The 25,594-nt window shown below is 61.2% G+C and carries 26 protein-coding genes; 11 read left to right on the top strand and 15 right to left on the bottom strand.

Annotated features, from left to right (window positions below; genetic code table 11):
• The first annotated feature begins 165 nt into the window (after positions 1–165).
• Positions 166–1,053: a LysR family transcriptional regulator gene (locus HYX42_RS19415; protein ID WP_293406227.1), complete on the top strand. Its 888-nt coding sequence runs from the start codon at positions 166–168 to the stop codon at positions 1,051–1,053.
• Positions 1,054–1,396: 343 nt separating this feature from the next.
• On the opposite strand, the gene HYX42_RS19410 is transcribed toward HYX42_RS19415, so the two are convergent.
• From HYX42_RS19410 to HYX42_RS19400, 3 genes are read right to left on the bottom strand one after another with little or no spacing between them, the layout of a single operon-like run.
• On the bottom strand, positions 1,397–2,539 hold the full coding sequence (locus tag HYX42_RS19410) for an iron-containing alcohol dehydrogenase (protein WP_293406225.1): 1,143 nt from the start codon (positions 2,537–2,539) through the stop codon (positions 1,397–1,399).
• A gap of 34 nt (positions 2,540–2,573) precedes the next feature.
• Entirely contained in the window at positions 2,574–4,067 is a 1,494-nt protein-coding gene (locus HYX42_RS19405) for an aldehyde dehydrogenase family protein (protein ID WP_293406222.1), read from the bottom strand.
• Positions 4,068–4,097: 30 nt separating this feature from the next.
• On the bottom strand, positions 4,098–5,060 hold the full coding sequence (locus HYX42_RS19400; protein ID WP_293406220.1) for a tripartite tricarboxylate transporter substrate binding protein: 963 nt from the start codon (positions 5,058–5,060) through the stop codon (positions 4,098–4,100).
• A 154-nt stretch (positions 5,061–5,214) separates the two neighbouring features.
• On the opposite strand from HYX42_RS19400, the gene HYX42_RS19395 reads away from it, so the two are divergent.
• Complete coding sequence (locus HYX42_RS19395) at positions 5,215–6,132, top strand: LysR substrate-binding domain-containing protein (RefSeq protein ID WP_293406218.1); 918 nt, start codon at positions 5,215–5,217, stop codon at positions 6,130–6,132.
• A 170-nt stretch (positions 6,133–6,302) separates the two neighbouring features.
• On the opposite strand, the gene HYX42_RS19390 is transcribed toward HYX42_RS19395, so the two are convergent.
• Positions 6,303–7,220, bottom strand: a complete 918-nt coding sequence (locus HYX42_RS19390; protein ID WP_293406216.1) for a LysR family transcriptional regulator — start codon at positions 7,218–7,220, stop codon at positions 6,303–6,305.
• 99 nt (positions 7,221–7,319) lie between these two features.
• Between HYX42_RS19390 and HYX42_RS19385 the strand changes: the two genes are divergently transcribed.
• The 6 genes from HYX42_RS19385 (at position 7,320) to HYX42_RS19360 (ending at position 11,115) form a co-directional block, all read left to right on the top strand.
• The gene (locus HYX42_RS19385; RefSeq protein WP_293406214.1) at positions 7,320–8,009 is read left to right on the top strand and encodes an HAD family hydrolase; all 690 of its coding nucleotides are present in this window, start codon (positions 7,320–7,322) and stop codon (positions 8,007–8,009) included.
• A gap of 1 nt (position 8,010) precedes the next feature.
• Complete coding sequence (locus HYX42_RS19380) at positions 8,011–9,018, top strand: tripartite tricarboxylate transporter substrate-binding protein (protein WP_293406212.1); 1,008 nt, start codon at positions 8,011–8,013, stop codon at positions 9,016–9,018.
• A 12-nt stretch (positions 9,019–9,030) separates the two neighbouring features.
• Entirely contained in the window at positions 9,031–10,179 is a 1,149-nt protein-coding gene (locus tag HYX42_RS19375; RefSeq protein ID WP_293406210.1) for a DSD1 family PLP-dependent enzyme, read from the top strand.
• Positions 10,180–10,196: 17 nt separating this feature from the next.
• On the top strand, positions 10,197–10,586 hold the full coding sequence (locus HYX42_RS19370) for a RidA family protein (RefSeq protein WP_293406208.1): 390 nt from the start codon (positions 10,197–10,199) through the stop codon (positions 10,584–10,586).
• A 63-nt stretch (positions 10,587–10,649) separates the two neighbouring features.
• A complete protein-coding gene (locus HYX42_RS19365; RefSeq protein ID WP_293406206.1) occupies positions 10,650–10,835 on the top strand; it encodes a hypothetical protein in 186 nt (61 codons plus the stop codon).
• A gap of 88 nt (positions 10,836–10,923) precedes the next feature.
• Positions 10,924–11,115: a hypothetical protein gene (locus HYX42_RS19360; RefSeq protein WP_293406204.1), complete on the top strand. Its 192-nt coding sequence runs from the start codon at positions 10,924–10,926 to the stop codon at positions 11,113–11,115.
• A 272-nt stretch (positions 11,116–11,387) separates the two neighbouring features.
• On the opposite strand, the gene HYX42_RS19355 is transcribed toward HYX42_RS19360, so the two are convergent.
• From HYX42_RS19355 to HYX42_RS19325, 7 genes are all read right to left on the bottom strand, one after another.
• Positions 11,388–11,636: a hypothetical protein gene (locus HYX42_RS19355; RefSeq protein WP_293406202.1), complete on the bottom strand. Its 249-nt coding sequence runs from the start codon at positions 11,634–11,636 to the stop codon at positions 11,388–11,390.
• 99 nt (positions 11,637–11,735) lie between these two features.
• Positions 11,736–12,929: an MFS transporter gene (locus HYX42_RS19350; protein WP_293406200.1), complete on the bottom strand. Its 1,194-nt coding sequence runs from the start codon at positions 12,927–12,929 to the stop codon at positions 11,736–11,738.
• Between the two features lie 181 nt (positions 12,930–13,110).
• Entirely contained in the window at positions 13,111–13,821 is a 711-nt protein-coding gene (locus tag HYX42_RS19345; protein ID WP_293406198.1) for a YebC/PmpR family DNA-binding transcriptional regulator, read from the bottom strand.
• A gap of 145 nt (positions 13,822–13,966) precedes the next feature.
• Positions 13,967–15,421 (bottom strand): amidohydrolase family protein, encoded by a 1,455-nt coding sequence (locus HYX42_RS19340; protein WP_293406196.1) that lies wholly within the window; start codon positions 15,419–15,421, stop codon positions 13,967–13,969.
• Positions 15,422–15,464: 43 nt separating this feature from the next.
• Entirely contained in the window at positions 15,465–16,469 is a 1,005-nt protein-coding gene (locus HYX42_RS19335) for a tripartite tricarboxylate transporter substrate binding protein (RefSeq protein ID WP_293406194.1), read from the bottom strand.
• Between the two features lie 64 nt (positions 16,470–16,533).
• Positions 16,534–17,457 carry an alpha/beta hydrolase gene (locus HYX42_RS19330; protein ID WP_293406192.1) on the bottom strand — a complete coding sequence of 308 codons (924 nt, stop codon included), beginning with the start codon at positions 17,455–17,457 and terminating at the stop codon, positions 16,534–16,536.
• A 28-nt stretch (positions 17,458–17,485) separates the two neighbouring features.
• Entirely contained in the window at positions 17,486–18,022 is a 537-nt protein-coding gene (locus HYX42_RS19325) for a VOC family protein (protein WP_293406190.1), read from the bottom strand.
• A gap of 129 nt (positions 18,023–18,151) precedes the next feature.
• On the opposite strand from HYX42_RS19325, the gene HYX42_RS19320 reads away from it, so the two are divergent.
• Positions 18,152–18,934, top strand: a complete 783-nt coding sequence (locus HYX42_RS19320; protein WP_293406188.1) for an IclR family transcriptional regulator C-terminal domain-containing protein — start codon at positions 18,152–18,154, stop codon at positions 18,932–18,934.
• Between the two features lie 179 nt (positions 18,935–19,113).
• Here HYX42_RS19320 and HYX42_RS19315 read toward each other — a convergent pair whose 3' ends face one another.
• The 4 genes from HYX42_RS19315 to HYX42_RS19300 form a co-directional block, all read right to left on the bottom strand.
• On the bottom strand, positions 19,114–19,758 hold the full coding sequence (locus HYX42_RS19315) for a hypothetical protein (protein ID WP_293406187.1): 645 nt from the start codon (positions 19,756–19,758) through the stop codon (positions 19,114–19,116).
• Between the two features lie 178 nt (positions 19,759–19,936).
• A complete protein-coding gene (locus HYX42_RS19310; protein ID WP_293406185.1) occupies positions 19,937–20,353 on the bottom strand; it encodes a hypothetical protein in 417 nt (138 codons plus the stop codon).
• A gap of 728 nt (positions 20,354–21,081) precedes the next feature.
• Positions 21,082–22,134 carry a hypothetical protein gene (locus HYX42_RS19305; protein WP_293406183.1) on the bottom strand — a complete coding sequence of 351 codons (1,053 nt, stop codon included), beginning with the start codon at positions 22,132–22,134 and terminating at the stop codon, positions 21,082–21,084.
• 25 nt (positions 22,135–22,159) lie between these two features.
• The gene (locus HYX42_RS19300) at positions 22,160–22,993 is read right to left on the bottom strand and encodes an IclR family transcriptional regulator (protein ID WP_293406180.1); all 834 of its coding nucleotides are present in this window, start codon (positions 22,991–22,993) and stop codon (positions 22,160–22,162) included.
• A 232-nt stretch (positions 22,994–23,225) separates the two neighbouring features.
• On the opposite strand from HYX42_RS19300, the gene HYX42_RS19295 reads away from it, so the two are divergent.
• Positions 23,226–24,236: a tripartite tricarboxylate transporter substrate binding protein gene (locus HYX42_RS19295; protein WP_293406178.1), complete on the top strand. Its 1,011-nt coding sequence runs from the start codon at positions 23,226–23,228 to the stop codon at positions 24,234–24,236.
• A gap of 358 nt (positions 24,237–24,594) precedes the next feature.
• A complete protein-coding gene (locus HYX42_RS19290) occupies positions 24,595–25,590 on the top strand; it encodes a tripartite tricarboxylate transporter substrate binding protein (protein ID WP_293406176.1) in 996 nt (331 codons plus the stop codon).
• The last annotated feature ends 4 nt before the right edge of the window (positions 25,591–25,594 follow it).

Here is a 25,594-nt window from a genome sequence, read left to right as displayed (position 1 = left end):
ACAGCCTGTGGTGGCCAAAACGGGAAGCACACACAGCTGCAGCAATACTAGAAATTTCCGAGTGAATCCGAAAGATGGCAAAATTGTCACGGTGATGCAAGATCGGCATCGCTGAAATTTGAGCAGATGTGGCTGCCCCAGCGCAGTCTTGAACGGGCCTCCACCATGAAACTCAGCCAGTTAAAAGACGTACTCGCCGTCGCCAACAAACGCAGCTTTCGGGCTGCCGCCCGCCACCTGCACATAACACAGCCTGCCATTTCGCGCAGCATCGGCGAGCTTGAGCGCGACCTCGGCGTGGTGCTGTTCGACCGCCATGCCCGCGGTGCGCAACTCTCGCCCATGGGCGAACGTTTTGTGCAGCGCGCCAGTGCCGCGATGGCAGAACTCCAGCGCGCCCGCGACGAGATCAAGCAACTGCAGGGCCAGAACGTGGGTGCGGTCGTGGCCTGCCTGTCGAGTGGCGCGCAAGCCAGGCTGCTGGAAGGTGCACTGGTGCCCTTTCTCAAACGCTATCCTGGCGTTCAGCTCAAGGTGTTCGAGGGGCAGTACCCCACCGCAGAGCTGGGACTGAAGGATGGCAATATCGACTTCTATATCGGCCCGGAACCCGAAACCTCAATCGACAGCGAATTGGTGAGCGAGTTCATGTACGACAACCATCTGGTGGTCATAGTGCGCAAGGGCCATCCGCTGTCGCAGGTGGAGTCGCTGGATGACCTCAGGAGTGCGCAGTGGGTCAGCGCCACGCCGGGCCACCAGATCGACAATCTTTCCCAAGCCTTCCTGCAGCTGAACATGCCGTTGCCCGATGTTGCCGTCCGCTGCTCGACCATCAACACGATTATTTTTTCGGTGATGCACACAGATTTGCTGGCGCTGGTTCCCAAGCCTCTGGTGGACTTGGGCGGCCCACCCGGCGTCACCGTCCTGAATATCAACAAACCCATTGCCGGGCCGCGCGGGGTGTTTGTGCGAAGGTTCGGCATGCCCCTGACACCGGCTGCAGAATATTTTCTAGACATGTTGCGGCGGGCCAATGCCAGCCCCTGAATGCGGGGGATTGCAGGCACTGGCTGGGTCGGGGTGCGCCGCATTGCAACCCGGCGAACAAATGCGAATGCTACTATTTTCATAGCTGGTCACGTGCGTATCCATTGGGCCACAGCCTTATTTTTCAGCTAAAAACGGCCTTTTTGCGGATTTGGGGCATTTTTTAGACGTGGTGGCTGCTGCAAACTCCAAAAGTTAACTTTCGTGTTGAGTTTTTGGCGTAAATTTAACGCGTACATTAAAAATTTGCGGTATACGTCAAAATTATGCAGTGCGCCGCCTTGGTCAGTTTTCTTGGCACAGGCCATCCAGGCGTGCCTTGCTCATAAAGCCGCTCATGTATTCAGTGGCTTCTCTTTAATGAACCGGCAAGCATGCTGGCGTAGTCGCCTGCAGTGGGGTGAAACGGCGCGAAGAAGTTGAAATGGCTCTGGTGCGCAGCAGTGGCAAGCGCGTCAATGTCACGTGGCGCATATTTCAGCTCGGCGAGCGTGGCCGGCAGGCCCAGCTCACGCATGAGGGCGGCGATGGCCTCACTCAGGGATGCGCTGCGTTCGAGGCCGAGCGCAGCCGCAACTTCTGCAGCACGTTCAGGCACATGCGCGCTGGTGGCGTCCAGTGTGGCGACCAGGCCTATGCCGCTCAGAACGCCATGATGAAAGCCCTGGTCACTGCAGACGATGGCGACCGCGTGGGCAGGGCCAAGGCCCATGCCGATGGCGGCACCACCGGCGAAGGCGGCAAGCATCATTTCGCCTCTGGCCTCGGCGTCATCACGGTCAGTGACTGCACGGCGCAGGTAGCGTGCGACGCGGGCAATGCCGTCGAGCGCGATTGATTTGCCGAGCGGGACGTGCTTTTTCGACAGAAAGCCTTCGATGCAATGCGACAGGGCATCTATGCCTGTGGCCGCGGTCAGGCGTGGGGGCAGGCTGCGCGTGAGGTCAGGGTCAAGGATGGCGAGTACCGGCACCAGGTGGCGCGACCCCATGCCGACAGAGGGGCTGGCAGCGTCAGGGTGTATGCCTGCAGATGGCGAGGCTTCACTGCCCGTGCCAGCCGTCGTCGGGATGACGATGAGTGGCGCGCTGGGTCCGTGGGGAGCGTTGCGCACGCCTGCGTAGTTGGCAACCGAGCCGGGGTTGGTTCCCAGCAGGGCAATCATCTTGGCTGTGTCTATCACCGAGCCGCCGCCCAGCGCAACGATGCCATCGCACCCTTGCTGGGCATAAAAGGCCGCGCCCTTGTCCACATCGGAGAACAGCGGGTTCTCTGTCACGTTGTCAAAAACTGCAGGCGTGTTTTTGCCGCAGGCTGCAATCGCTTTGGCTGCCAGCCCGGCGCCCACCAGGCCCTGATCGGTCACCAGCAGTGGCTTGCGTACGCCCAGCGCCTCAAGCTCCCCTGCAAGCGCAGCCAGGGCGCCGGCCGCGAACAATACGCGCGGCAGGTTGAGGGCTGAAGGTGGTTCGGTCATAGGGTTCATGGCTTGTTGATCGCAGTTTTTTTCATCAGGATGTTCACAGCGGATATTTGCGTTTCTCTTCGCTGACAGTGGCCAGGTTCAGGTCAGAGAAGATGTCGATTGCCCAGCGGCCAAAGCGCGCCCAGCCGCTGTCCTTGACGCCGCCGAACGGAATCTGCGGTTCGCCGCCCATGGTGGGGCCGTTCACATTCACCATGCCGGCCTGTATCTGTCCGCCCAGCGTGATGGCGCGCCATGCATCGCGCGACATGATGGATGCCGACAAACCGTAGTCACTGCCGTTGGCTTTTTGTACGGCGTCCTGCTCGTCGTCGAAGGGTTCAACCAGCACGACAGGGCCGAACACCTCTTCGCAGTAGATAGGTGCGTTGGCTGGCACATTGACCAGCACGGTGGGCTCGAAGCAGCGGCCATCGGCGTTGCCGCCAGCCACAATGCGTGCGCCCATGGCAACAGCCTTGGCAATCCCGGCTTTCACCTTGGCTACGGCATCGTCGTTGATCAGCGGCCCGATCTTCGTGGCCGGGTTGGTCGGGTCGCCCGCCTTGAGGGCCTTGGCGCGCGCCACAAAGCGCTCGAGGAAGTCATCAAACAGCGGGCGTGCCACCAGGATCTTGCGCGTGTTCATGCAGATCTGACCCTGGTGGAAGAAGGCCGCAAAGATGGCGGTGTCGACTGAATATTCCAGGTCGGCATCGTGCAGCACCAGCATGGGGTTGTAGCCACCAAGTTCGAGCGCAATGCGCTTGAGGTGTTTGCCGGCGCGCGCCGCCAGCATGGAGCCGGTGGCTGATGAACCGGTGAAGTTGTAGGCGCGGACCGAGCGGCTTTCAAACAGCTGGTCAGAGATGGGGCCGACTTCCGAAGGTGCATGCGTGATGACGTTGACCACGCCCGGCGGAAAGCCCGCCTCATGCAGGATCTCGCCGATCACCAGGCCGGCGCATATGGGGGCTTCTTCTGAAGGCTTGAGCACGACAGTGTTGCCGCAGGCCAGCGGGCACACGACAGTGCGCAGTCCCAGCGCGAGGGCGCCGTTCCATGGCGAGATGCCGGCCACCACGCCCAGGGGCCTGCGGATCGCCATGGCAAAAACGCCGGGTGTGTCCGAGGGTACGATCTCGCCGCCCGACAGGTAAGGGTAGCCAGCTGCCTGGCGCAGCAGGCCGACAGACCACTGGACCTGAAAACGCCCGAAGGCATGAGATGCGCCTGTCTCCTGCGCCATGATGCTGACCAGTTCTTCGGCGCGGCGTTCGACGATGTCTGCTGCTTTCAGAAACAGCGCCTGGCGTGCGCGTGCGCCCACTTTTGCCCAGGCGGGGAAGGCTTTTTCTGCTGCCTCAATGGCGCGTTTGGCATCGGCGGCACCGGAGGCAGGGATGCGCGCGTAAACCTCGCCGGTGTACGGGTTGATGTCGTCAAAAGTCTGGCCGCTGGAGGCTGCTGCCCATTCGCCGTTGATGAGTTGTTTCATCGTGCGCACGCCTGTGGCGGCTGCAGGGGTCTGGAGTGTGGTGCTTGTCATGTCGTTTCCTTTGGTGGTTTGCTAGGACTATTACTGTGGCTTGACGCCGGCCTTGGCCAGCAGGGCAGGCCAGCGCTGGTTCTCGGCACGCACGAAGGCCTCTACATCGGGCGTGGTGAAGGGGCTGAAACTGCGTGAGGCCAGTTGGTCCCTGAAAGCGGGCGTGGCGGCGATCTTGTCTATGGCCTGGCGCAGGCGCAGCACGACCGGTTTGGGTGTGGCGGCGGGGACGAACAGGCCCGTCCAGCTTGAGAGCACCAGTTCAGGCAATCCGCTTTCACGGAAGGTCGGCACATCAGCCAGCTCGCGGGTGTCGCCGGACGTCGCGATGGCCCTGACCTTGCCGCTCTTGACGAAGGGCTGCGCCGTGCCGGTGCCGTCGAAGAACAGGTCTATGCGGCCGGCCAGCAGTTCGGTGTAGATAGGCGGTGCGCCCTTGAACTGCACTTCAAGCAGGTCAATGCCGGCCAGGCTCTTGAGCAACGCTGCACCAACAGCCTGGCCGCTGCCCTGGCCGGGTGTGCCTATGGTCAGTTTGCCGGGATTGGCCTTTGCAAAGGCGATCAGCTCTGGCAGGGTCTTTTGCGGCAGGTCAGGGCGGGCAATCAGTGTGTAGCCGTTGGTTGAGACCAGTTGCAAGGGCAGCAAATCCCGGGTGGGGTTGTAGGGCAGGTCGCGTGTCAGCGCAGGGGCCTGTGCAATGCTGCCGACACCGCCCACCACCATGGTGTAGCCATCGGCTGCGGCCTTGACGACATAGGTCGTGCCGACAACCGTGCCTGCGCCGGGGCGGTTTTCTACCACCACGGCTTGCCCCAGTTCTTTTGACAGTCCGTCACCCAGCAGCCTGCCGAGGTAGTCATAACTGCCGCCGGGGCCGACCGGAACGACGACGGTCAGCAGCCGGCTCGGGAAGGCGGGCGGCTGCGCCATCGCCGGGGCAAAAGGGGCTGCCAGCAGTGTGGCGGCAAGTAGTGCGGTGTGAATACGCATGAGGGTTGTCTCCGGTAAATTGAATTGGTTGCCGACGATGGCTTGGCCCTTCTGCTGCCGGGCTCTTGGGGTGAAGTCTAGGCAAGGGTCAAGAACGGCGTAAGATGTCAAAAGTGTTCCACTGATAGAAATTACTTATGATCAAGGATCATTCATGAAGCTGCATCAACTACGCGCGGCACTGGCCATTGCAGAGCATGGCAGCCTGCGCGGCGCGGCGCGGGCACTGGGCATGTCGCAACCGGCGCTGACCCACAATCTCGGCGAACTTGAGCGCGAACTGGGCGCGCCCGTATTTGAACGGCGGGCACGCGGCATGACGACCACGCCGCTGGGCGAGCTGGTGCTGCGGCGGGCGCGCACCATCACCAACGAAGCGCGCCACGTGCTTGAAGATGTGCAGCAATATCTTGGCGGCGACAAGGGCGAGGTGGCGGTCTGCCTGTCTATCGTGGCGCATCTGGCGCTGTTGCCTGTGGCCCTGCCGCTGTTCCAGCAGCGCTTTGCCAACGTGCGTCTGCAGATTGTTGAAGGGTCGTTCCCGGCGGTGGAATCAAGGCTGCGCGATGGCAGCATGGACTTCTACCTCGGCCCCGCACCCAAACCGGCACCGTCGCGTGAGTATTCGGTCGAGGTGCTGTTCAACAATACAAGGCAGGTGTTTGCACGCAAAGGCCACCCGCTGGCAAAGGCTCGTTCTTTGCGTGAACTGGCAGGCGCCAGCTGGATCACCACCGGCACCACCAGCGATGCCGAGGCGGAGTTCCGCGCACTGTTCACACGCAACAAGCTGCCGCCGCCACGCCTGGTCATCAAGGCCGAATCCATGCTCAGCGCGCTGATCACCCTGATGTCGTCTGATGCGCTGGTGGTGACCCTGCGTCAATACGATGAATTCAAATTGACCCGCAGCGCCCTGCAGATCATCGACATCAAGGAGGCATTGCCGGCCCCGGACATCGTCATCATCCGGCGCGCCGGGATTCCGCTCACGCCTGCGGCGGACTATCTGGGCGACATGTTCCGCCGTGCCAGCGCGCAGTATGTGTCTTCGCGCGCGTTGTCCGCATAAGCCCTGCAGGTGGCTCCCGAGGTGGGCGTCAGATTATTTCTGGGTGCTTTTGTCCAGCCCAAGCTTGCCAGGTCCGCTGATGGTATGACGGACGGTAGTCTGACCCGGACATTGAGCAGGACCTGCCCGTGCACGCCACACACTGCGCGGGGAGGCTGGCGCAACCTGGATCAGCGTTTCGCGACTGTTCCTTTTTGCCAGGCAGGCCTGGCAAAAGCAGCCCGCAGGTGCTCCACGCAGGCTTTCACACGCAGCGTGTTGCCGCGGCGGCTGGGCACCAGTGCCACGATGTCCGCACTGTCAAACTGCCAGTCAGAAAACAGGCGCACCAGCTTGCCCTGCGCTACAAGGTGCTCAACGTCCCATTGTGATCGCAGCACCACGCCCAGGCCGGCCTGTGCCCAGGTGCGGGCCACTTCACCGTCGTTGCTGACCATGGTGGGTGACACACGTATCGCGCTGCGCGTGCTGCCCTTGCGGTAGTGCCACAAGCTCACGTCTTCATCGTTTTCGCGGATGCAGATGGTCGCGTGCGACACCAGCTCTCGCGGGTGCAGTGGCACGCCCCGCGCCTTCAGATAGGCGGGGCTGGCGCACACCCACCTCACATTGCGCGCCAGCAGATGCGCTACCCATGACGAGTCGCGCACCGCTCCTATGTGTACCACCACATCGGCGTCGCGCTTGTCGGGCCACGGTGATTCAAGCAACTCCAGGACGGGGTGTACCCGCGGATGCGCCTTCACAAAGCGGGCTACCTCAGGCGCAATGTGTTCGCGCCCAAAACCAAAGGGCGCCGTGATGCGCAGGCTGCCGCTCACGTCCTGGCCCATGCGCGCAAAGGACTCCGGCAGGGCCTCGATCTGCGCCAGCAGTCCGGCAGCACTCGCTGCAAGTTGCTCGCCCTCACGCGTCAGCGACAAATGCCGCGCGCTGCGTACCGCCAGGTTGACCTTCAATTGCGCCTCCAGCCGCTTCAGCCGCGTTGACAGCGCCGGCGGCGTGACGTTCAACGCACGCGCCGCTGCGCTGAGCGACGGGCTGTTGGCCAGTGTGCTGATCATTTGCAAGTCTTCGATATGGAGCATGGCAGTTGGCCGACAAGTGTCTTGCAGTTAATTTAAAGTAAACGATATATTCAATTTATTTTAACCAAAACTAATCATTTGATTTGTATAGTTCGACGCATGGCAAATGACTTCTCTCCAAACCCGGGCTATCCCCGCGCCGTGCTCTTTGACCTGCTCACCGCATTGCTGGACTCATGGACAGTCTGGAACGCTGCAGCCGGATCGGAGGCTGCAGGCCGCACCTGGCGCGCCGAATACCTGCGCCTGACTTACGGTTGCGGCGCCTACCAGCCCTATGAACAACTGGTGCGCGACGCCGCCCGCAACACCGGCATGCAAGCGGGCGCAGCAGACCGGCTCGATGCCGCATGGTCCACGTTGCCCGTGTGGAGCGGCGCACGCGAACTGCTGCAGGCGCTGGCGCCGCATTGCCAGCTGGCGGTGGTCACCAACTGCTCGGTCACCCTGGGCAGGCAGGCCGCCGACAGGCTGGGCATTGCCTGGGACGTCGTCATCACCAGTGAGGAAGCCGGCTACTACAAACCCGACCCGCGGCCCTACCAGATGGCACTCAACAAACTCGGCGTGCCGGCCAGCGATGCCGCCTTTGTCGCGGGTTCAGGCTACGACCTGTTTGGTACCGCGCAGGTTGGCCTGCGCACCTACTGGCACAACCGCGTCGGGCTTCAACGCCCCGAAGGCGCGCCGATTGCTGAAGTTGAATCCCCCACGCTGGACGCCGCCCTGCCATGGTTGCAGACATTCAACGCCCCAACCCATAACCTCAAGCCCCACCCGAAAGCCTGACATGCCACAGCCCACCTCGCGCCGCCCCGCCTTGCGCCATCTGCTTGCCGCAACAACGCTTGCCCTGCTCACCGCTGTCTGCCTGACAGCAGCGGCGCAAGGCTTTCCCACCCGGCCGGTCACGCTGATCGTTCCGTTTCCGCCCGGTGGTCCCAGCGATGCACTGGCACGGGCCGTCGCCTTGCGCATGGGTAAAAACCTGGGCCAGACGGTGGTGATAGAAAACATAGGTGGCGCCAGCGGCACCATAGGCCTGAGCAAAATGGTGCGCGCCAACCCCGACGGTTATACGCTTGGCTTTGGCACCATAGGCACGCATGTGGCCAACGTGGCGCTGTTCAAAAAACTCCCGTATGACCCGATTGCCGACTTCGAGCCTATTGGCATGGCCGGCAGTGCGGCGCTCATCCTCGTCGCCAGGTCCGCGCTGCCCGCCAGCAATCTCAAGGACTTCATCACCTACGCGCAGGCCAACAAGGCCAAACTTTCGTATGGCAGCGCCGGCGTCGGCTCCATCTCGCATTACGGCTGCGTGATGATGCTGTCGGCCCTGAAAATCGACATCACCCACGTCCCGTATCGCGGCGTGGCGCCGGCCATGAACGACCTGATGGGCGGTCAGACCGACTTCATGTGCGACCAGACCACCACGGCGCTGCCGCAGGTGGCCGGCGGCAAGATCAAGGCGCTCGGCGTGCTGTCCCGCCAGCCGCTCCGGCAACTGCCTGCCACGGCCACGCTGGCAAGCCTGGGTTACAGCGACGTCGATGTGCGCTCATGGAACGCCATCTTCGCGCCCAAGGGCGTGCCCAAAGAAGTGCTGGCCCAGCTGAGCAGATCACTGGCCACCGCAGTGGCCGACCCCGAGCTCCGCATGCAGATGGCCGCCGTCGGCGTCGACATGCCCACGGCCGAAACTGTAGCCCCGGGCGTCGTCTCGGCTTTCATCACACTCGGCCTGCGCCGCGACGTGCCCGCACTGAAGGCACGCGGCGAATACATTGACTGAACATAAACCACCATGCAACTGCAAGACCTCACCACCCCCGCCGCGCTGATCGACACCGCGCGCATGCAGCGCAACATCCGGCGCATGCAGCAGCGCATGAACACGCTCGGCGTCGCCTTTCGCCCGCACGTCAAAACCACCAAGTGTGTTGATATCGCCCAGGCGCAAATTGCTGCCGGCGCACGCGGCATCACCGTCTCAACGCTGAAAGAGGCCGAGCAGTTTTTTGCCGCCGGCATCACCGACATCCTCTACGCAGTCGGCATGGCCGCGCCCAAGCTTAGACAGGCCGCCGCACTGATCAACAAGGGCTGCGCGCTCAAGATCATTGCCGACAGCGCCGACTCTGCCGCCGCCATCGTCGCGTTCTCGCAGGCCAGCAACACCCCCTTCGAGGTCTGGATAGAAATCGACACCGACGGCCACCGCTCCGGCGTGCAACCCGCCGGCGAAGACCTGCTCACCATAGGCCGCCTGCTGCACCAGGGCGCCGTCACGCTCGGCGGCGTCATGACACATGCGGGCTCAAGCTACGAGTTGAGCACACCCGCTGCCCTGCAGGCCATGGCCGAGCAGGAGCGCAGCCTCTGCGTACTCGCTGCTACGCGCCTGCGCTCTGCAGGCCTGCCTTGCCCGAATGTCAGCGTCGGCTCCACGCCCACCGCGCTGTCGGCACAGCAACTGGAAGGCGTGACGGAAGTACGAGCCGGCGTGTATGTGCTGTTTGACCTGGTCATGGCCAATGTGGGCGTCTGCGGCCTGGACGACATTGCCCTGAGCGTGCTCACTACCGTGATTGGCCACCAGAAAGACAAGGGCTGGGCCATCGTTGACGCCGGCTGGATGGCCATGAGCCGGGACCGCGGCACGCAAAAGCAGTCACGGGACTACGGCTACGGCCAGGTCTGCAACACCGACGGCCAACCGCTTGACGGCTACCAGCTCACAGGCGCCAACCAGGAGCACGGCATCCTCAGCAGCACGAGCGACGAGCCAGAGCAGGACATCACCACCCGCTTTCCCATCGGCACGCAGCTGCGCATCCTGCCCAACCACGCCTGCGCCACCGGCGCGCAGTTTCCCGAATACCATACCGTCGCCGCAACCCCGGGCGGCGAGCCCGAAGCAGGCGCGACCTGGCAACGCTTTTATGGCTGGTAGCCACGGCCAGCACTGCCATGGACAACAGCATTCGCCTGATCAACCCAGCCAGCATGGCGCCACCCGGCGGCCACTACAGTCACGCCGTGGTCGCCGGCGGCCTGGTGTTTGTCTCCGGCCAGTTGCCCATCACGCCCTCAGGCGAGCGCCTCAACCGGGCCAGCTTTGAAGCGCAGGCCAGACAAACCCTGGCCAACGTGCAGGCCGCACTTGAGGCCGCGGGCAGCAGCGTCGCGCAACTGGTGCAGGTGCGTGTGTACATCACCGGCATAGCCCACTGGCCAGCCTTCAACCAGCTCTACAAGGCGTGGGCCGGGCCGGCAAGGCCTGCCCGCACGGTCGTACCGGTACCTGAACTGCATTACGGCTTTGCCATTGAAGTTGAAGTTGTAGGCACATGCGGGTGATCCCTGAACGATCGCGCGTTCGGCGCTCAAAAATCACCGCAACTACCCCTGCTCACTGACCACATGGCCGACTTGTCCAGCGTGTTTGTCTACTACGGCAGCCGGCCCGCGCAACCGGCCCGTGTCCGGGCCTTCATAGACCTGGCCGTCAGCCGCCTGACCGACAACCCCGCCTACATGCTGACGGCGAAAGAGCTGGCGTCTGCCGAGGTGAAAGGGCGCAAGGCCCACAAAAAAGGCGCTGGCTGATCGGGCGCCTGGCTTTCTTCAGCCAGCCGGGGCTGCGCTGTGTTCGCCAGCGCACAGACAGACGCTCCGGGTTCATCAATGCTGATTCATGGGCCTGATAAATTTTCTGTGGTGTGCCTTCGCACTGGTGGTGGTCGTCCTGGCATGGGTCGCGCTGCGACTCAATCACGCCGTGAATAAGGAAATGCTGGCGCGCGAAGCCATCACCGCCCAGTTGTCAGAGCTTCATGAGCTCGATATGGCCAGCGCAGCTGCCAAAACCCTGAAGCGGCTCCAGTGACACGGGCGCTGCCTTGCCCGCCGATCCTGCGATTGCTATGTTTTTCATAGCTTCTCACGTGCGTATCTATTGGCCTGCAGCCCGATTTGGCACTAAAAAATGGGGTTTTTGAGGCATTTTGGGCTGCCCAACCCGGCTACAAGCCCAAAAGTTAACTTCCATATTAACTTTTACCCAATTTTTAACGCATACATTAAAAATTTGCCGTGTACGCGAAAATTGCTCCATCTGGCCAGGTGGGGGGCCGGTGTGCCGGGAGGGTGCTGCTGCTCTTAACCGGCCGGGCGCCGGTCCGGCCGCGGCAGGAATGTATCTATGGGCTTGATGGTGGTGTCCAGCCGCTTTTGCTGGGCTGCCCGCCACAGGGCAAATTCTTCATCAGCTGGTGCGTCACATTTGCCGAGCTGGAAGGCTGTGATGGCTGCAATCAGGTGTGCGTAAAGCCGGTAAGCCTCATCGTTCAGGACTTCTTCCGCAGTCTGGGCAATAAGGTGTTGGGTTTGGGTGGTGTTGTGGGGCATGTAGTCCTGCGTGTGCCCAAGGGTACCCGTTTAAGCCGGCTGGCAGTGATTTAAATACCCTTGCAGGCCGAAGTGCCGGAACCAGCGCGCAGCACGGGATCAGGCCACCCGCCGCGCACCCAAGCCCCAGCCCATCAGCCCGAGCGCCGCTACGCACAGCGCCGCCGAGCAGAGAAACACGGCGGGGTAGCCTGCCAGGCCGATCACCGCGCCCATGAGGGGGCCAGCGATGGCGGTGCTGAGATCGATGAACGCGACGAAGCAGCCGACGGCCAGGCCGCGCCTTTCGGGTGGGACGTGGCGCATGGCTTCCACGCCCATGGCGGGGAAGACCAGTGACAGGCCCATGCCGGTGAGCACGCAGCCTGCCAGCGCAAACAGGGGCGAGGGCGCCCACCAGAGCAAGAGCAGGCCGGCAATCTGTATCAGGACTGAAATGATGCCCACCTTGCGGCCGCCCAGCCTGTCGGGTAGGTGCGCCCAGAACAGGCGTATGGCGATGTAGCCGGCCGTGAAGCTGGCGACCGATGCACCTGCGCCGGCCCAGCCCTTGTCGCCGTAGTACAGCACGACAAAGGTGGTGATGACTGAAAACGGAACCGTGCCCAGGGCCATCGCCAGGCCGGGACGCCATACCAGGCCGATCACGCTGAGCATCGATTGACGCACCCGGCCACCGACAAATTTGGCCGTGTCGGGCAGCGCGAGCGCGATGCACAGACCGATGAGCGGCAGCACGATTGTGGCAATCGACACACCGGTAAAGCCCCATTGCTGCATGACGGCAATGCCGCTGGGGGACCCGATGCCGAAGGCCGCGAACATGGCGATGCCCTGCCACGCCATGACCATGCCTGTGCGTGCGGGGCCGATACGGCCAATGCCCCAGGTCATGGTGCCGGTCAGGAAGAGGCTCTCGGCCAGGCCCATGAGCAGGCGCCCGATGACCAGCACGCCCAGCGCGGCGTTGCCTGCGGGCAGGAAGGTTGACGCCAGATAGATGAGGCCTGCCAGCGCCGCCAGCGGCAGGCCGGCCAGTGCAGAGGCCTTCGAGCCATGCCGGTCGCAGTAGTTGCCGGCGAATTGCCGCGTCAGCACGGTGGCGAGTGACTGTATGCCGACCACCCAGCCGACGGTGACGGTGTCAAAACCCAGCACGCCATGCAGATAGAGGGGCAACGCGGCCAGCGGCAGGCCGACGGCGAGAAAGCCGAAGAGCACGATGGCGGCGAGGGGCAGCAGTCTTTTTGCGGGTGAGGGTTCGGGGGCGGACGAATGGCTTGGCGGATTCATGCAGGAGATTCAGTCGGTGCGGGAATGGAAGCAGGAAGTGAGCCGCAGGGCTGTCTGCGCTTCAAGGTTGTCATCCCGGACTTGATCCGGGATCCATGACTTCACTTGCGCCGCGATCAACGGACTGGGGTCATGGATTGCGGACAGCGTCCGCAATGACAGAGGTGTACAACCAGCAGCCTCAGCCTCCAAGCCCCGCAAAAATATTCTGCACATCGTCGTTCGAATCAATCGCGGCCAGGAAGGCTTCGACTTCTTCGAGCTCTGCGGCGCTCAGTGTTGAAGGGTCAATCGGGTTCTTCGCCTTGTAGCCGAGTTTGGCCGACAGCACGGTGAAACCTTGCGCGGGCAGGGCGCGGCTGACGATGTCGAGGTCGGTTGCATCGGTCAGGAACATGGTGACGCCTTCTTCGCCAGCCTCGAAGTCCTGCGCACCGGCTTCAATGGCGGCCAGTTCGGGATCAGCGCCTTTTTCAATCGGCTCGGCTTCAATCATGCCCACATGGTCAAAGTCCCATGACACCGAGCCCGATGTACCCAGCTGGCCCTTGCGGAACAGCACGCGCATCTCGGGCGCGGTGCGGTTGAGGTTGTCGGTCAGGCATTCGACCATCACCGGCACGCGGTGCGGCGCAAAGCCCTCGTATATCACGTGCTCGAAATTGACGGATTCACCGGTCAGGCCTGCGCCTTTCTTGATGGCACGCTCAAGGGTGTCCTTGGGCATGGACACCTTACGGGCCTGCTCGACCACCAGCCGCAGTTTGGCGTTGGAGGCAGGGTCAGCCCCGCTGCGGGCCGCGACCATGATTTCCTTGGCCAGCTTGCCGAAGACCTTGCCTTTTGCATTTGCGGCAAGTTCCTTGCCTTTTGCTTTCCACTGCGCGCCCATGTTCGGAGTTCCTTGATATTTTGGATATGGGGGCGCCGTGCGCCCGCCTTTGAGGGGTCTTGGTTATAACACCAGCCCTTCAATGGCAAAACCCTGCTTGCGGGTTCTCCTGAAGCAGGGTTTTGAAACCCCGGGGACGCTGTGTTTACCAGTTGGCGCGCTTGCGGACACCCGCCAGTGCGACGGCCGACTCGCGCACCACCTGGTCGGGGCGTATGGCGGTCAGTTTGCCTTTGCGCTTGAGGATGCGTCCATCGACCATGACCAGGTCAACGTTTGACGGTTGCGCGGCCTCGACCAGCAGATGCGCGGCATCGGTCATGGGGCCGATGTTGATGTCGCCAGTGCGCACCATGATGATGTCGGCCCGCTTGCCCGCGACGATGGAGCCCACCTTGTCGGCGATGCCCATGCCTTTGGCGCCGTCTATGGTGGCCATCTCCAGCACCTTGCGCGCGGTCAGTTTGAACTCGCTTTCGGCGCGGCCGTTCTCGACGTTCAGCGTGGCCTTCATCACGCCGAACATGTCGGCATTGCCGGACAGCGCCGCCGTATCGACAGACAACGTGACCAGCACGCCGCCAGCCAGGAATGCACCGGTCTGCGGGAAGCCGAAGCCTATGCGCATCTCTGTGTAGGGGCTGAGGCTGACCGAGGTGCCGGTTTTGGCCATGGCCTCGATGGCAGCAGGCGGTGCGGTGAGGGCGTGTATGACCTGCACGTCGGGGCCGAGAAAGCCGTCCTTGTAGAAGGTCTCGATCTCTGTCTCGTTGCCGAATTTTTTTGTGATGTTGGCATGCACGGAGATCGGCAGGCCCATCCTGCGCACTGCCTCCCATTCGCTGGGGTAGGCGCCGGGGTAACGCGTGCCGCGTGCGGCGTAACCCATGGTCAGCAGGCCATCGTTGCCGGTAAACCATTGCTGTTTGACGCGCGAGAGGTCCTGCAGGTCCACCGATTTGTCGCGCGCTAGGCCCTGTGGGTAACCGTAGCTGAAGCGTGCGCGTATACCGGAGTTCTGCAGGGCCAGGATGTCCTGGTCGACGTGGGCCGGCGAGTTGGTGTTGTGGCACCAGTCATGCACCGTGGTGATGCCGGAGTTGATGGCCTCGGCGGAAGAGAGCATGGCACCCAGGTACATGTCGCCGGGTGTGAAGACCTTGCCAAGCGCTTCAGACAGTGGGAAGTAGCCCTTTGCCTGAATGTCGCCCGACATGCTGCGCAGCAAGGTGTTCCACATGTGCCAGTGGGTCTCGACCATCCCGGGCATGACCAGCATGCCGCGTGCGTCTATGGTCTCGGCACCGGGTGCGCGCAAGCCCTTGCCGACGGCGATGATCTCGCCGTTTTTGACGTGTACGTCGGCGTCGGGCATGTCACCGGCCTTGTCCATGGTCAGCACATAGGCGCCGCGTATCAGGTACTCGCCGCGCCTGGGCAGCGGGCCAGTCACGCTGCGAACGTCTGGCCGCAGCGGTTTGTCCGCAGCCATGGCGTTCGACAGCAGGCCGGCCTGCGCCACGAAGCCAAGGGAAGTCACGGCGCCGAGCTGGCCGGCGCGGCCCAGGAAGTCACGGCGGGAAGATTGAAAGATGGTCATGCTTGTCTCTTTTGCCTGTTGTGTTTTGTTGTATGGCCGGGTATCAATCCTGGCGCTCTATCTTGCGCAGGTTGACCACGCGGTTCCAGCGTTCCACCTCACGCTGGATGCGGGTGCGCATTTCTTCCGGGCTGGAAGGCGCGGGAACGCCACCGAGTTGTGCAAATTTTTCGGCTGTTGCCGGCTCTGCCAGGATGGCGCGCATCTCACGGTTCAGGCGCTCAATGATGGGCGCGGGCGTGCCGGGCGCCACCACCAGGCCCAGCCATGAAGTCGTTTCAACACCGGGCAGGGTTTCAGACATGGTCTGCACATTCGGGAAGTCCTTCAGGCGCTTCGACGATGACACGGCCAGCGGGCGTATCTGTCCGTTCTTGAAGTTGGTGCTCATGAAGGTCATGGTTTCTATCATCACGTCGATACGGCCACCCAGCAGTTCGGTGTAGGCGGGTGCTGCGCCCGCAAACGGCACGTGGATCATCTCTGCGCCGGATTCGATCTTGATCCACTCGCCCATCAGGTGGTGCAGGGTGCCCACGCCTGCAGACGACATGCTGAGCTTGCCCTGCTCGGCCTTCGCACGTGCGATCAGGTCGGCGAAAGACTTGATGGGCGAATCGGGCTTGACGCCTATGGCCATGGGGTATTCGATGATGGTCGAGACCATGCCGAAGTCATTGACGGGGTGGTAGGGCAGCGTCTTTTTCATCGCGGCCGATGTGGGGTGTCCTCCGGTCAGCAGCACCATGGTGTAGCCGTCAGGCGGCGCCTTGGCCACGGCAGACTGCGCAATGATGCCGCCGGCGCCCAGGCGCTGTTCCACCACAAAGGTCTGGCCCAGGCGCTCGCCGAGTTTTTGCGCCATGAAGCGGCTGATGATGTCGGCGCTGCCGCCGGGCGTGAAGCCGACGATGAACTTCACCGGCTTGTTGGGGTAGTCCTGTGCATGGGCGGGCATGCTGAGGCCTGAGAGCCCTGCGAATGCCACACATGCCGTGATAGCCCTTGATGCAAGGGTGGTGAAACGCCTGCGGGTGTGAATGCTCATTGTCTTGTCTCCTTCGTTGTTGTGGCGCGCCTCTGGCAGGCGTCTGCAAAGCTGAACCAGGTTGTCAGCGGGTAACTGTACGCTTCAAAAAATCAATCCCGGCGCGGTTGAACTCTTCGGGGGCCTCGAACTGCGACCAGTGAGAGCTGCGGTGTATCTCGACGTACTCGGCATTCGGTATGAGTTTGGCCACCTGTTTCGCGGTCTCAAGAAAAATGTCCTGATGGTCTACAGCGCCTATCAGCAGCGTCGGCGCCTGCACCGTGCGCCATTCACTCTCCGGGATCATGTTGCGCGCGCGTATGCCGGGCTCCTGCAGGCAGAGGATGTGCTCCATCGCGCGGCGCATGCCGGGCTGTTTGTAGACGGCTTGCCGTACGCTGACAAAGTCAGGAATGCGGTTCTGCTCTTCAAGAATCAGGCCCTTGAAGACGGCGCTGACGTTTTCCCAACTGGGGTTGTCGACGGCATTGAAGCGCGCGCCCTTGATGTCCGACGAGGTTTTGGCATCTGTCAGCAGGCCGGTAGCTGACACCAGCACCAGGCTTTGCACCTTGTCAGGATGGGTGAGCGCAAAACGCACGGCGATCCAGGCCCCCAGCGAGACACCGATGATGGACGCCTTGCTGATGCCCACGGCCTTCATGAAGTTTGCGGTGTGCTCGACATACAGCGGGATTTCGTAGTCCACATCGGGCTTGTCGCTGAAGCCCGTGCCCACGGTGTCGAAGGCATAGCAGTTGTAGTCTTTTGAAAACGCAGCAATGTTGGCGCAAAAGCATTCCCAGCTGCCGCCTGTGCCGTGGATCATCAGCAGCGGCGGGGCGTTTTCAGGGCCTGCCTGGATGTAGCGGGTGCGTATGCCGCCTGCATCTATCCAGCCCTGGCGGAAAGATGTTTCGCGCAGCTCGGACCAGACGCTGCGGAAGGGGGCTGGGCGTGCTGAAGTGGCGGGGTGCGCCGCTTCGGCATTCATCACTGTGCTCATTGTTGTCTCCGTTTAAAAGTGTTCGGGCTCATGCAGCCAGGCGTTCCATCAGGCCCTGCTGCCAGGTCTCATGCGGCAGAAAGCTGGGGTCCTTGCTGACCATGGCGTGGGTGCTGGCGCGTATCTCGTCAGCCGGGGCACTGAGGTCCACGGGTTGCTGGTAGGGCTGGTTCACATACCAGGGCGAACCGGCATAGATCTCGATGCGGTTGCCTTCCGGGTCGAGGAAATAAATGCTCCAGGCATTGCCGTGGTTGGAGGGTTTGAGGTCGCGCAGGCCCAGTGAAGCGACTTCGCGGTGAAAGTGCTGCAGGTCTTCGAGCGTCTTCACGCGGAACGACATCTGGTTGACAGGCGAGTACTCGTCTTCGGGCCGGCCGCTGACCATCACCAGCTGGTGGTGCTCATTGGCATTGCGGCTCATGAAGGCGATGCGCTTGCCATGGAAGTCACCGCTGTCGGTCACCACCAGGCCGAGCAGCTTGCCGTAAAACGCCACCATGGCGTCGAGGTCGCGCACAAACAGGCCGATGTGCGTGAGTTGTGCGTCCGGCGGTCGTGTCATGTCATGTCTCCTTTTTTTGCTGCGCCTTCGTGGGCGCCTGCTTTGGAGAATAGGGTCTGCACCAGGGCGGCGCAATTGATTTAAGCTCAATGTCCACTGGCTGAACATTTCACTCATGGTTTTCCCGATATGACGACATCCACCTATCACTCGGTGCGCGGGCTGGAACGCGGCCTCGCTGTGTTGCGCGCCGTGAATGCACTGCAGCATGCAACGACGGTCGAGGTGGCTGCGCACACCGGCCTGCCGCGGCCGACCGTGCACCGCCTGCTGGAGACGCTGCGCACAGAAGGTTTTTTGCAGCGCAGCGGTTTGCGCGATGCCTACCGCCTCACGCTGAAGGTCAAAAGCCTGTCCGGTGGTTACAAGGATGACGACTGGATCACCCAAATCGCCGATGTGGTGCTGGGTGAACTGGTCAATGAGGTGGTCTGGCCCACAGATGTCGCCACCTATGAAGACGATGGCATGGTGATACGTTCAACCACCCATTTCCGCAGCCCGCTTTCCATAGAACGTTCGTGGGTGGGGCGGCACCTGCCGATGTTGAGTACAGCGATAGGCTGGACTTACCTGGCCTTCTCACCGCTGCCGGAGCGCAAGGCCATTCTTGAACGTATCAGCTCGGTGCCCGGGCCTGACCAGGACAAGATGCAGGACCCTGAAGCCGTTCGGCGCACACTGGCGGCCACAAGGCGGCGCGGCTACGGCACGCGCCAGCGCGAGTTCATGGCCAAAACATCCAGCATCGCCGTGCCCATCATGAATGGAGCCCACGTGCTGGGCTGCATCAACATCATCTGGATAGATTCGGCCATCAAGTTCGATGAGGCTACACGACGTTATTTGCCGATATTGCGGGATGCGGCTGCGCGGATTGAAGCGGCCTATCAGGAAACGATTGCGAACTGAGCTGCGCCGTCTGGTAGTAAGGCTTCACAGTGCTGAAGCCGGAAGGGAGGTAAATGATTCGCTTCGGAAGGCAAATGGGGGCTTAACCTTGGAACTGCCCGGCGCGCAGTGCCATTGCGCCGCTGCGTGTCCGCGTCGAACGACCTGTTAGACCGCTGTCGCACTTTCATCCTTTCCCCTCATATCAGGCTCCTAAACAGCTGCGCAAGCTCCTTCCAATTTCCCAACACGACTGAGATGGCTGTCGATGCAACGATACTGATGATGGCCCAGCGTACGGTAGCCTCGACACCTGACTTTCCTTCAAGTTGAACCGGCCGGATGATGTTTTTGTACACATCTTCGTATTTGTCAGCCACTGCGGAGACGCCGTGGAAATACTTCTCTATCTCAGTTATTTGCCGAAGAAGAGGTCTGAGCAACTCGTTCTCCTCCGCGGCCCTGCGGGCAGCACCAAGCTTCTCTTCTGCGACGCTGATTTCTGACTTCAGGCGATCGGGATCAAAAGTCAGTATTTCGTTGATACGCCGTCGCAGACCTTCTACATCTGCATCGATCTCTTTGAGAAGACTAGCAAGATGCGCTGCTGTCTGCTTTGTGCAGCCCGCCATGATGATCGGGGCGAAGCCGTCTTCTCCAATTTCTTCATAGTACACAACGCCTGCCGCGCTCAATTCGTACAGATGTTCGCTGAGTTGATTCCCGTTCGAGTACAGCGCGCCAATCTCTCCGAAGAACTCCTCGTTATGTTTGTCAATGGAACCCTTTTCATCGGCATACCGAATGAAGGACGTGAGAAGCCGCGCGGTCTGTGTATGAGTCATGTCGGGTATTCGATTTTGTATGCACGGGCTGAGTTCAAATTCAAGTTCAGGTGCTGGTCGTCTTCAAGCTTCGCGTTGACACAGAGGTGAATGTGCGGTCTAACATCGAGGCTGACAGGAGCGCAACACGATCGGCGAAGTACGAGTGTGTAGTTGTGTTTCCGTGTCGAGCAACATGTTAGACCGCATTTTTCATTCTGAGGCCCGCCGCCTCGACAGCTGCGGCGAATTTTCCAATGAAAAGAAGACTAATCATTTTTTCGCCAGACTCTTCATAGATATAGCGCCATTCCAAGAACGCTTTTTTCGAGTGGTTTAGATGCGCTGCAAAGTCTTCAATTGAAATGCCGGTTTCATCTGCGATTTCGATCTTTTTCTCGTCTGAAAGCTGCATGAATAGAGAGAGAAGATCATGACCATGCGCACTTTTCCCCTCCCTTTTTAAAATTGTCTTGAGCCCCACCTCGGCAGAAAAGGCAGCGCAGACCAATGCAGGGAATGCCATGAAGTACTTTGAGTCATTGGCGTCAGGCTCGCAGCGCCGAAATGCCTCCAGAAATGCACTCGCAGTGGCCTGAGAAAGTGCAAGGTCCATAGCCATTGCGGTTTAACGCAAAAATGACCGTACAACCAACACTTGCGGCAAAACCACAGTCTGCTGTTGTGCGTCCTTGTCGATTGATAAATTAGGCCTCATCACAATTCACGAAATAGACATTCACCCGTTCATCCGAGTTTGGCTGATTCCGCGCGTTTACCGGACAACCATCGAGGTTGCATTCCGAGTTGAACGACGGAGCATCGAAATCAAATGGGTTACTAGTTATGGCTACCTCAACGCAACGCGCGCATTTTTCGCATTTCTCTGGTATCGGTGGAGCTATTGTTGGACTCATTTCCTACCCCTCAGTTCTTAATCTTGGATGACCTAGTTTCGCTGGCACTGTTACAGCGTGTGATTGTTCTCCATGAGGTCTAACGTAATGTGTGCCGCAACACCTACGGCCTAACCTGGCAACTGCAACATAAGCTGGTCATGAAAATCCTCCTGGAACCGGCATGTGTATCGGGTTTGCCGATATTTTTGTACGTGGTTGTACGTTCATAAAGAATCCGTCAAACCCCGCAAACTGTTTTTGCGGTTATTGCCTGCACTATAGCCCGGGCATATCGAAAACCTGTCTGTACTTTGGGAGGGTTTTCCAGTGACCGGAATGCGTTCACAGAAGGAGCATGTCTTCAGACAAGGCCGCCACTACTGGGCTGCAAGTCTTTTTAGCTCTTGAAAGTGCTGGGACAACCGTGACCAGTATGGGGAAGACCCTACACATTCACGGGCGGCACAAAGTCGCGCCAGATGCCAGGCCTGTCTGCCTGCTGGCCATAGGTTTGCAGACTGTCTGCAGCAGTGCCTGTGATATCGGCAGCTGACTTGCCGCAACCATCGAGGTAGGCATCAAGTTCAGCAATCGCTTCTGTCAGCGCGCGATAACCCCGCATCAGTACCAGTGAAGCCATCTCTGTAGCCGCTGCGCCTGACAACAAAAAGCGTGCGACATCAAGACCGCTGCGTGCGCCGTTGGTGGCCAGCAGCGGGTAGCTGCGGCCCACACGTTTGCGTGCCAGTGCAATGCAGCGTGCCGTGAGCGGCAGGGCCCAGCCGCCGCCTATCGCTGCCGATGTGTTGAGCAGGGGTGCCTGTGTTTCGAGGTCAGGCATGAAACCCATGAAGCGGCCCATCAGCACCACGGCATCGGCGCCGGCGTCTTTTGCCGCCACCGCCAGGGCGGCGGGGTCTTCGCTCTGGCCGGTGAGCTTGATCCACAGCGGGAGTTTTGTGGCGGCGCGCAGGCGACTGACGATGGTGGTGATGCGGCCGGCATCACGCTCAAGAATGATGGCGCCCTTGGCGGCCTCATCGCCATGCGGTGCGCCTATGTTCACTTCGAGAATGCGAAAACCCATTTTTTCAATCTGCTGTGCGTAAGCCACGCACTGGTCCAGGCCGCTCAATATCAGGCTGGGTATGACGTAGCTGCCAGCAGCGGCGGCTTCCCTGTCAAGGGCGAGCAGTTGCGCCATCCATGGTTCGAAGTCCTGCTGTATCAGGCCCGACCTGCAGAACACAGTGGCGTCGCGCGGCACATTGAAGTCCCAGGGCACGGCCTGCCAGTTCTCGTCCAGCAGGCGGTAGTCGGTTTTGTCCAGCTGTGATTTGGCCGCTGCAGATTCGTTGGTGGATTTGGCCACGACTGCGCCCGCACCACTGGCAATCGCCGCGCGTATGCCTTCTGCGCTCATGGTGTGTTCGCCCGATCCGCAGATCACCGGGTTCTTCAGGGTGATGCTGCCTATCGTGGTCTGCAGGTTGGCCATATGTCCTTGTCCTTGAATGGTTTGTTTATTTGCGCGGCCGCTCGTAGATGTCGCTTCCCAGCCTGGCGCTGATTTCTGCTGCAGTCCCCTGCACGGCCTTGAGCAGCTTGCTGGCGGGCGGGGAGGGCACGTCGCGCGCGGCGCCGATGATGCCGATCACGCCGACCAGCTCATCGCCGGCCGAGAAGATGGGCGCGGCCAGCACGTTGACGCCTTCAATCATTTCGCCGTTGGCGTCTTCATAAAGCCGCTCGCGAATGCGTGCCAGGCGCTCAAGTACTTCCTGCGGGTCAACCGACGATTTGTCGGTAAAGCGCTGCAGCTTGGGTTTGAGCAGTTTCCTTTGCGTCGCGGCATCGCACCAGGCCAGCACGATGCGCCCCTGCGCAGAGCTGTGCACGGGCACGCGGTTGCCTGGCTTGACGGATATGCAGACCGGGTTGGCGGAATCTGCAGACGCAATCACCAGCGCCGAGGCCTGGTCGGCCACTGACAGCACGGCGGTCTCGCCGGTCGCATCGCGCAGGCGGTTGAGGTAGGGGGTGGCCAGCGCGCGCAAATCAAACTGGTTGTTGGCAGCTGCGCCGTAGCCGACCAGCCGCGCGCCCAGGCGGTACTTTTCACTGAGCGCTTCCTGTTCGACCACACCTAGCTGGCGCATGGAGGCCAGGTGCCGGTAGACACGCGGCTTGGGTTCGTTCATGAGCTGTGCAAGCTCAGTCACGCCCAGCGGCCGCCCGGCCTGGGTCAGCTTGTCGAGGATGTCGAAAACAATGCCGACGGACTCAAGAATGCCCGGGCCGGCCGGTGTGGCGGCGGTGCGGGGGCTGTTTTGTTTTGCGGCGGTGGTCCGTGGCATGTGGATGGATTTACGGGAGGGTGGGGGCATTTCGATTGTGCATGTGTCCCTGTGCAGTCACGTCGCGCAACGGGTGACCGGCCCCTTCCCGAGAAAATTTCAACAAAGTATATTGTTTCTTTTAAAGAAATGTTATTCTTTTGAAAAGAACAATATTTGTTTTGCTTTTCGGGCCGCACCCATTCGTGCCGGCCTCCCAATGTCAATGCTGAAGCACTGGAGACAACACAACATGAACCCCTTCAACAACGGCCGCCGCGCAGCTCTCTCTTCCATTCGAACCCTGGCTCTGCTGACCGGCGCGCTTTGTGTGGCCGCTGGTTCCAGCGCCCAGACGGCTGCGGCCTACCCCGCCAAACCGGTGCGCCTGATCGTGCCCTTTGCCGCCGGTGGCGCTGTCGACCTGATTGGCCGGCAGATGGCCGTCGCGCTGACAGAAGCGCTCAACCAGGCTTTTGTTGTCGAGAATCGCCCGGGCGCGGGCGGGTTGCTGGCTTATGAACAGGTGGCCGCTTCGGCGCCTGACGGCTACACGCTGGCCGTAGGTGCCGCTGGCCCGCTGTCCATGAGCCCGTCTCTCTACAAGGACCGCAACTTCGACCCGCTCACGCGCTTTGACCCGGTGATCTGGTACGCGAGCACCCCCGGCGTGCTGGTGGTCAACCCGAATGTCAAGGCCGGCAAGGTCAGCGAACTGGTGGGCCTGTCAAAAGCTTCCAAGCAGCAGCTGAACATGGGCTCGGCTGGCAGCGGCAGCATCAACCACCTGATGGGTGAGTACTTCCAGGAGAAAAGCGGCATCAAGTGGCTGCATGTGCCGTACAAGGGCAGCGCGCCCGCTCTCAATGAACTGATGGCTGGCCGGATAGACGTGATGATGGACATCGTGCCCACGGCTTCACCACTGGTCAGCAGCGGCAAGCTGCGCGCGCTGGCCGTGACCACGCCGAAACGCTCCACGCTGTTGCCCGACACGCCAACCCTGAAAGAGCTGGGCTACAAGGACTTTGACGTGAGCTCGTGGATATCGCTGATGGCGCCGCGCGGCACGCCGCCTGAGGTGGTTCAGAAGCTCAACGCAGCCCTGAACAAGGCGCTGCAGACCCCCACAGCCCGCGCGCGACTTCAGGTAGTCGGTGCCGAGGCTGAAGGCGGTGCCCCCGAGCGCGTGACGCAGCGCCTGCAGCTGGAAATCCCACGCTGGGCCGGGATCATCAAGTCATCCGGCGCGAAGGCGGACTGACAAGCCGCTTGATCCGCCCGTTGTTGGCGCCGACAAGCCCGCTCCCGCACAGGAGTGGGCTTTTTTACGCCAGTTTTGCTATGTATTTAGTAGCTGCTCACGCCCGTATTTAAAGGGCTATAGCCATATTCGAGGCTAAAAATAGGCCTTTTGATGCCTTTTTGGGGCCAAAAAGTGTGATTGATGGCAATAAACCTGTCTTCTAAGGGTTTCCCATACCTTTTTAGATGAAAACAACCTTTTGCAAGGGTTTGTGATGCCTAAAAGGCATATTTTGGTCATATTTGAGGTCTGTCGCCTCAACGCCGGTGTCCCTAGCATCCGTGCTGCCCTTTCTTATAAAAATCTGGAGACAAGCATGAAGCAACGATTCCTGGCTTCTGTGGCGGTATGCGCGGCGGTATTGGCGGGCCTTTTGGCGGCCACGACATCGCCAGCTGCACTGGCGCAGTCCTTCCCGGCCCAGCCTGTGCGCCTGATTTCGCCTTTCCCCGCTGGCAGCGGCCCCGACGTCGTCGCCCGCATCGTGGGTGAGCGCCTGAGTGCTGCGTGGAAGCAGCCTGTGGTGGTGGATGCCCGCCCGGGTGCAAATGGTTTCCTGGCGGCGGGAGCCGTCAAGCAGGCCGCTCCCACCGGCTACGACCTGCTGCTGGCCGATGTAGGCCACCTGGCCATCAGCCCGGCACTCTTCAAAAACCTGCCCTACAACCCCAAGACCGACTTCGTGCCGGTGGGCGGCATTTACCGCACCTCTTTTTTCATCGCCGTGGGCGCCAACAGCCCCATACGTACTGTGAAAGACCTGATCGCCGCCGCAAGCGCCAACCCCGGCAAGATCACCTATGGCTCCAACTCCGTGGGTGGGCCATTGCATCTGGGCGCTGCGCAGGTCGAAGCCGTCACCGGCACAAAGATGCTGCATGTTCCCTACAAGGAGATCTCGCAGCTGTATCTGGCGGTATCGACTGGCGAGGTGGACTGGGCCATGGGCTCCGTGGCCAGCACCTCGGCGCTGGTCAAGGCCGGCAAGCTGCGCCTGATCGCCGTGGCGGACAGCGCGCGCTCTACCGTCCTGCCTGACGTACCGACCTTCCAGGAAGCTGGTGGGCCGAAGGATATCCAGGTGCGCAGCTGGGTCGCCGTGATGGCGCCCAAAGGCACGCCATCCGCGGTCGTCAACACGCTCAACCGAAGCCTGGGTGATGTGCTCAAGCAGCCTGAGGTGATAGAGAAGTTCGCCGGCTTCGGTTTTCTGCCCGATGCCCAGACGCCCGCCGCCCTGGTCCGGCTGATTGGCACCGAGACCGTGTACTACGCCGACATGGTCAAGCGCACCGGCGCCACCATCGACTGATACG

The organism is Polaromonas sp. (assembly GCF_016185115.1).
Lineage (GTDB): Bacteria > Pseudomonadota > Gammaproteobacteria > Burkholderiales > Burkholderiaceae_C > Polaromonas.
This window is presented reverse-complemented; position numbering and strand designations above follow the sequence as displayed.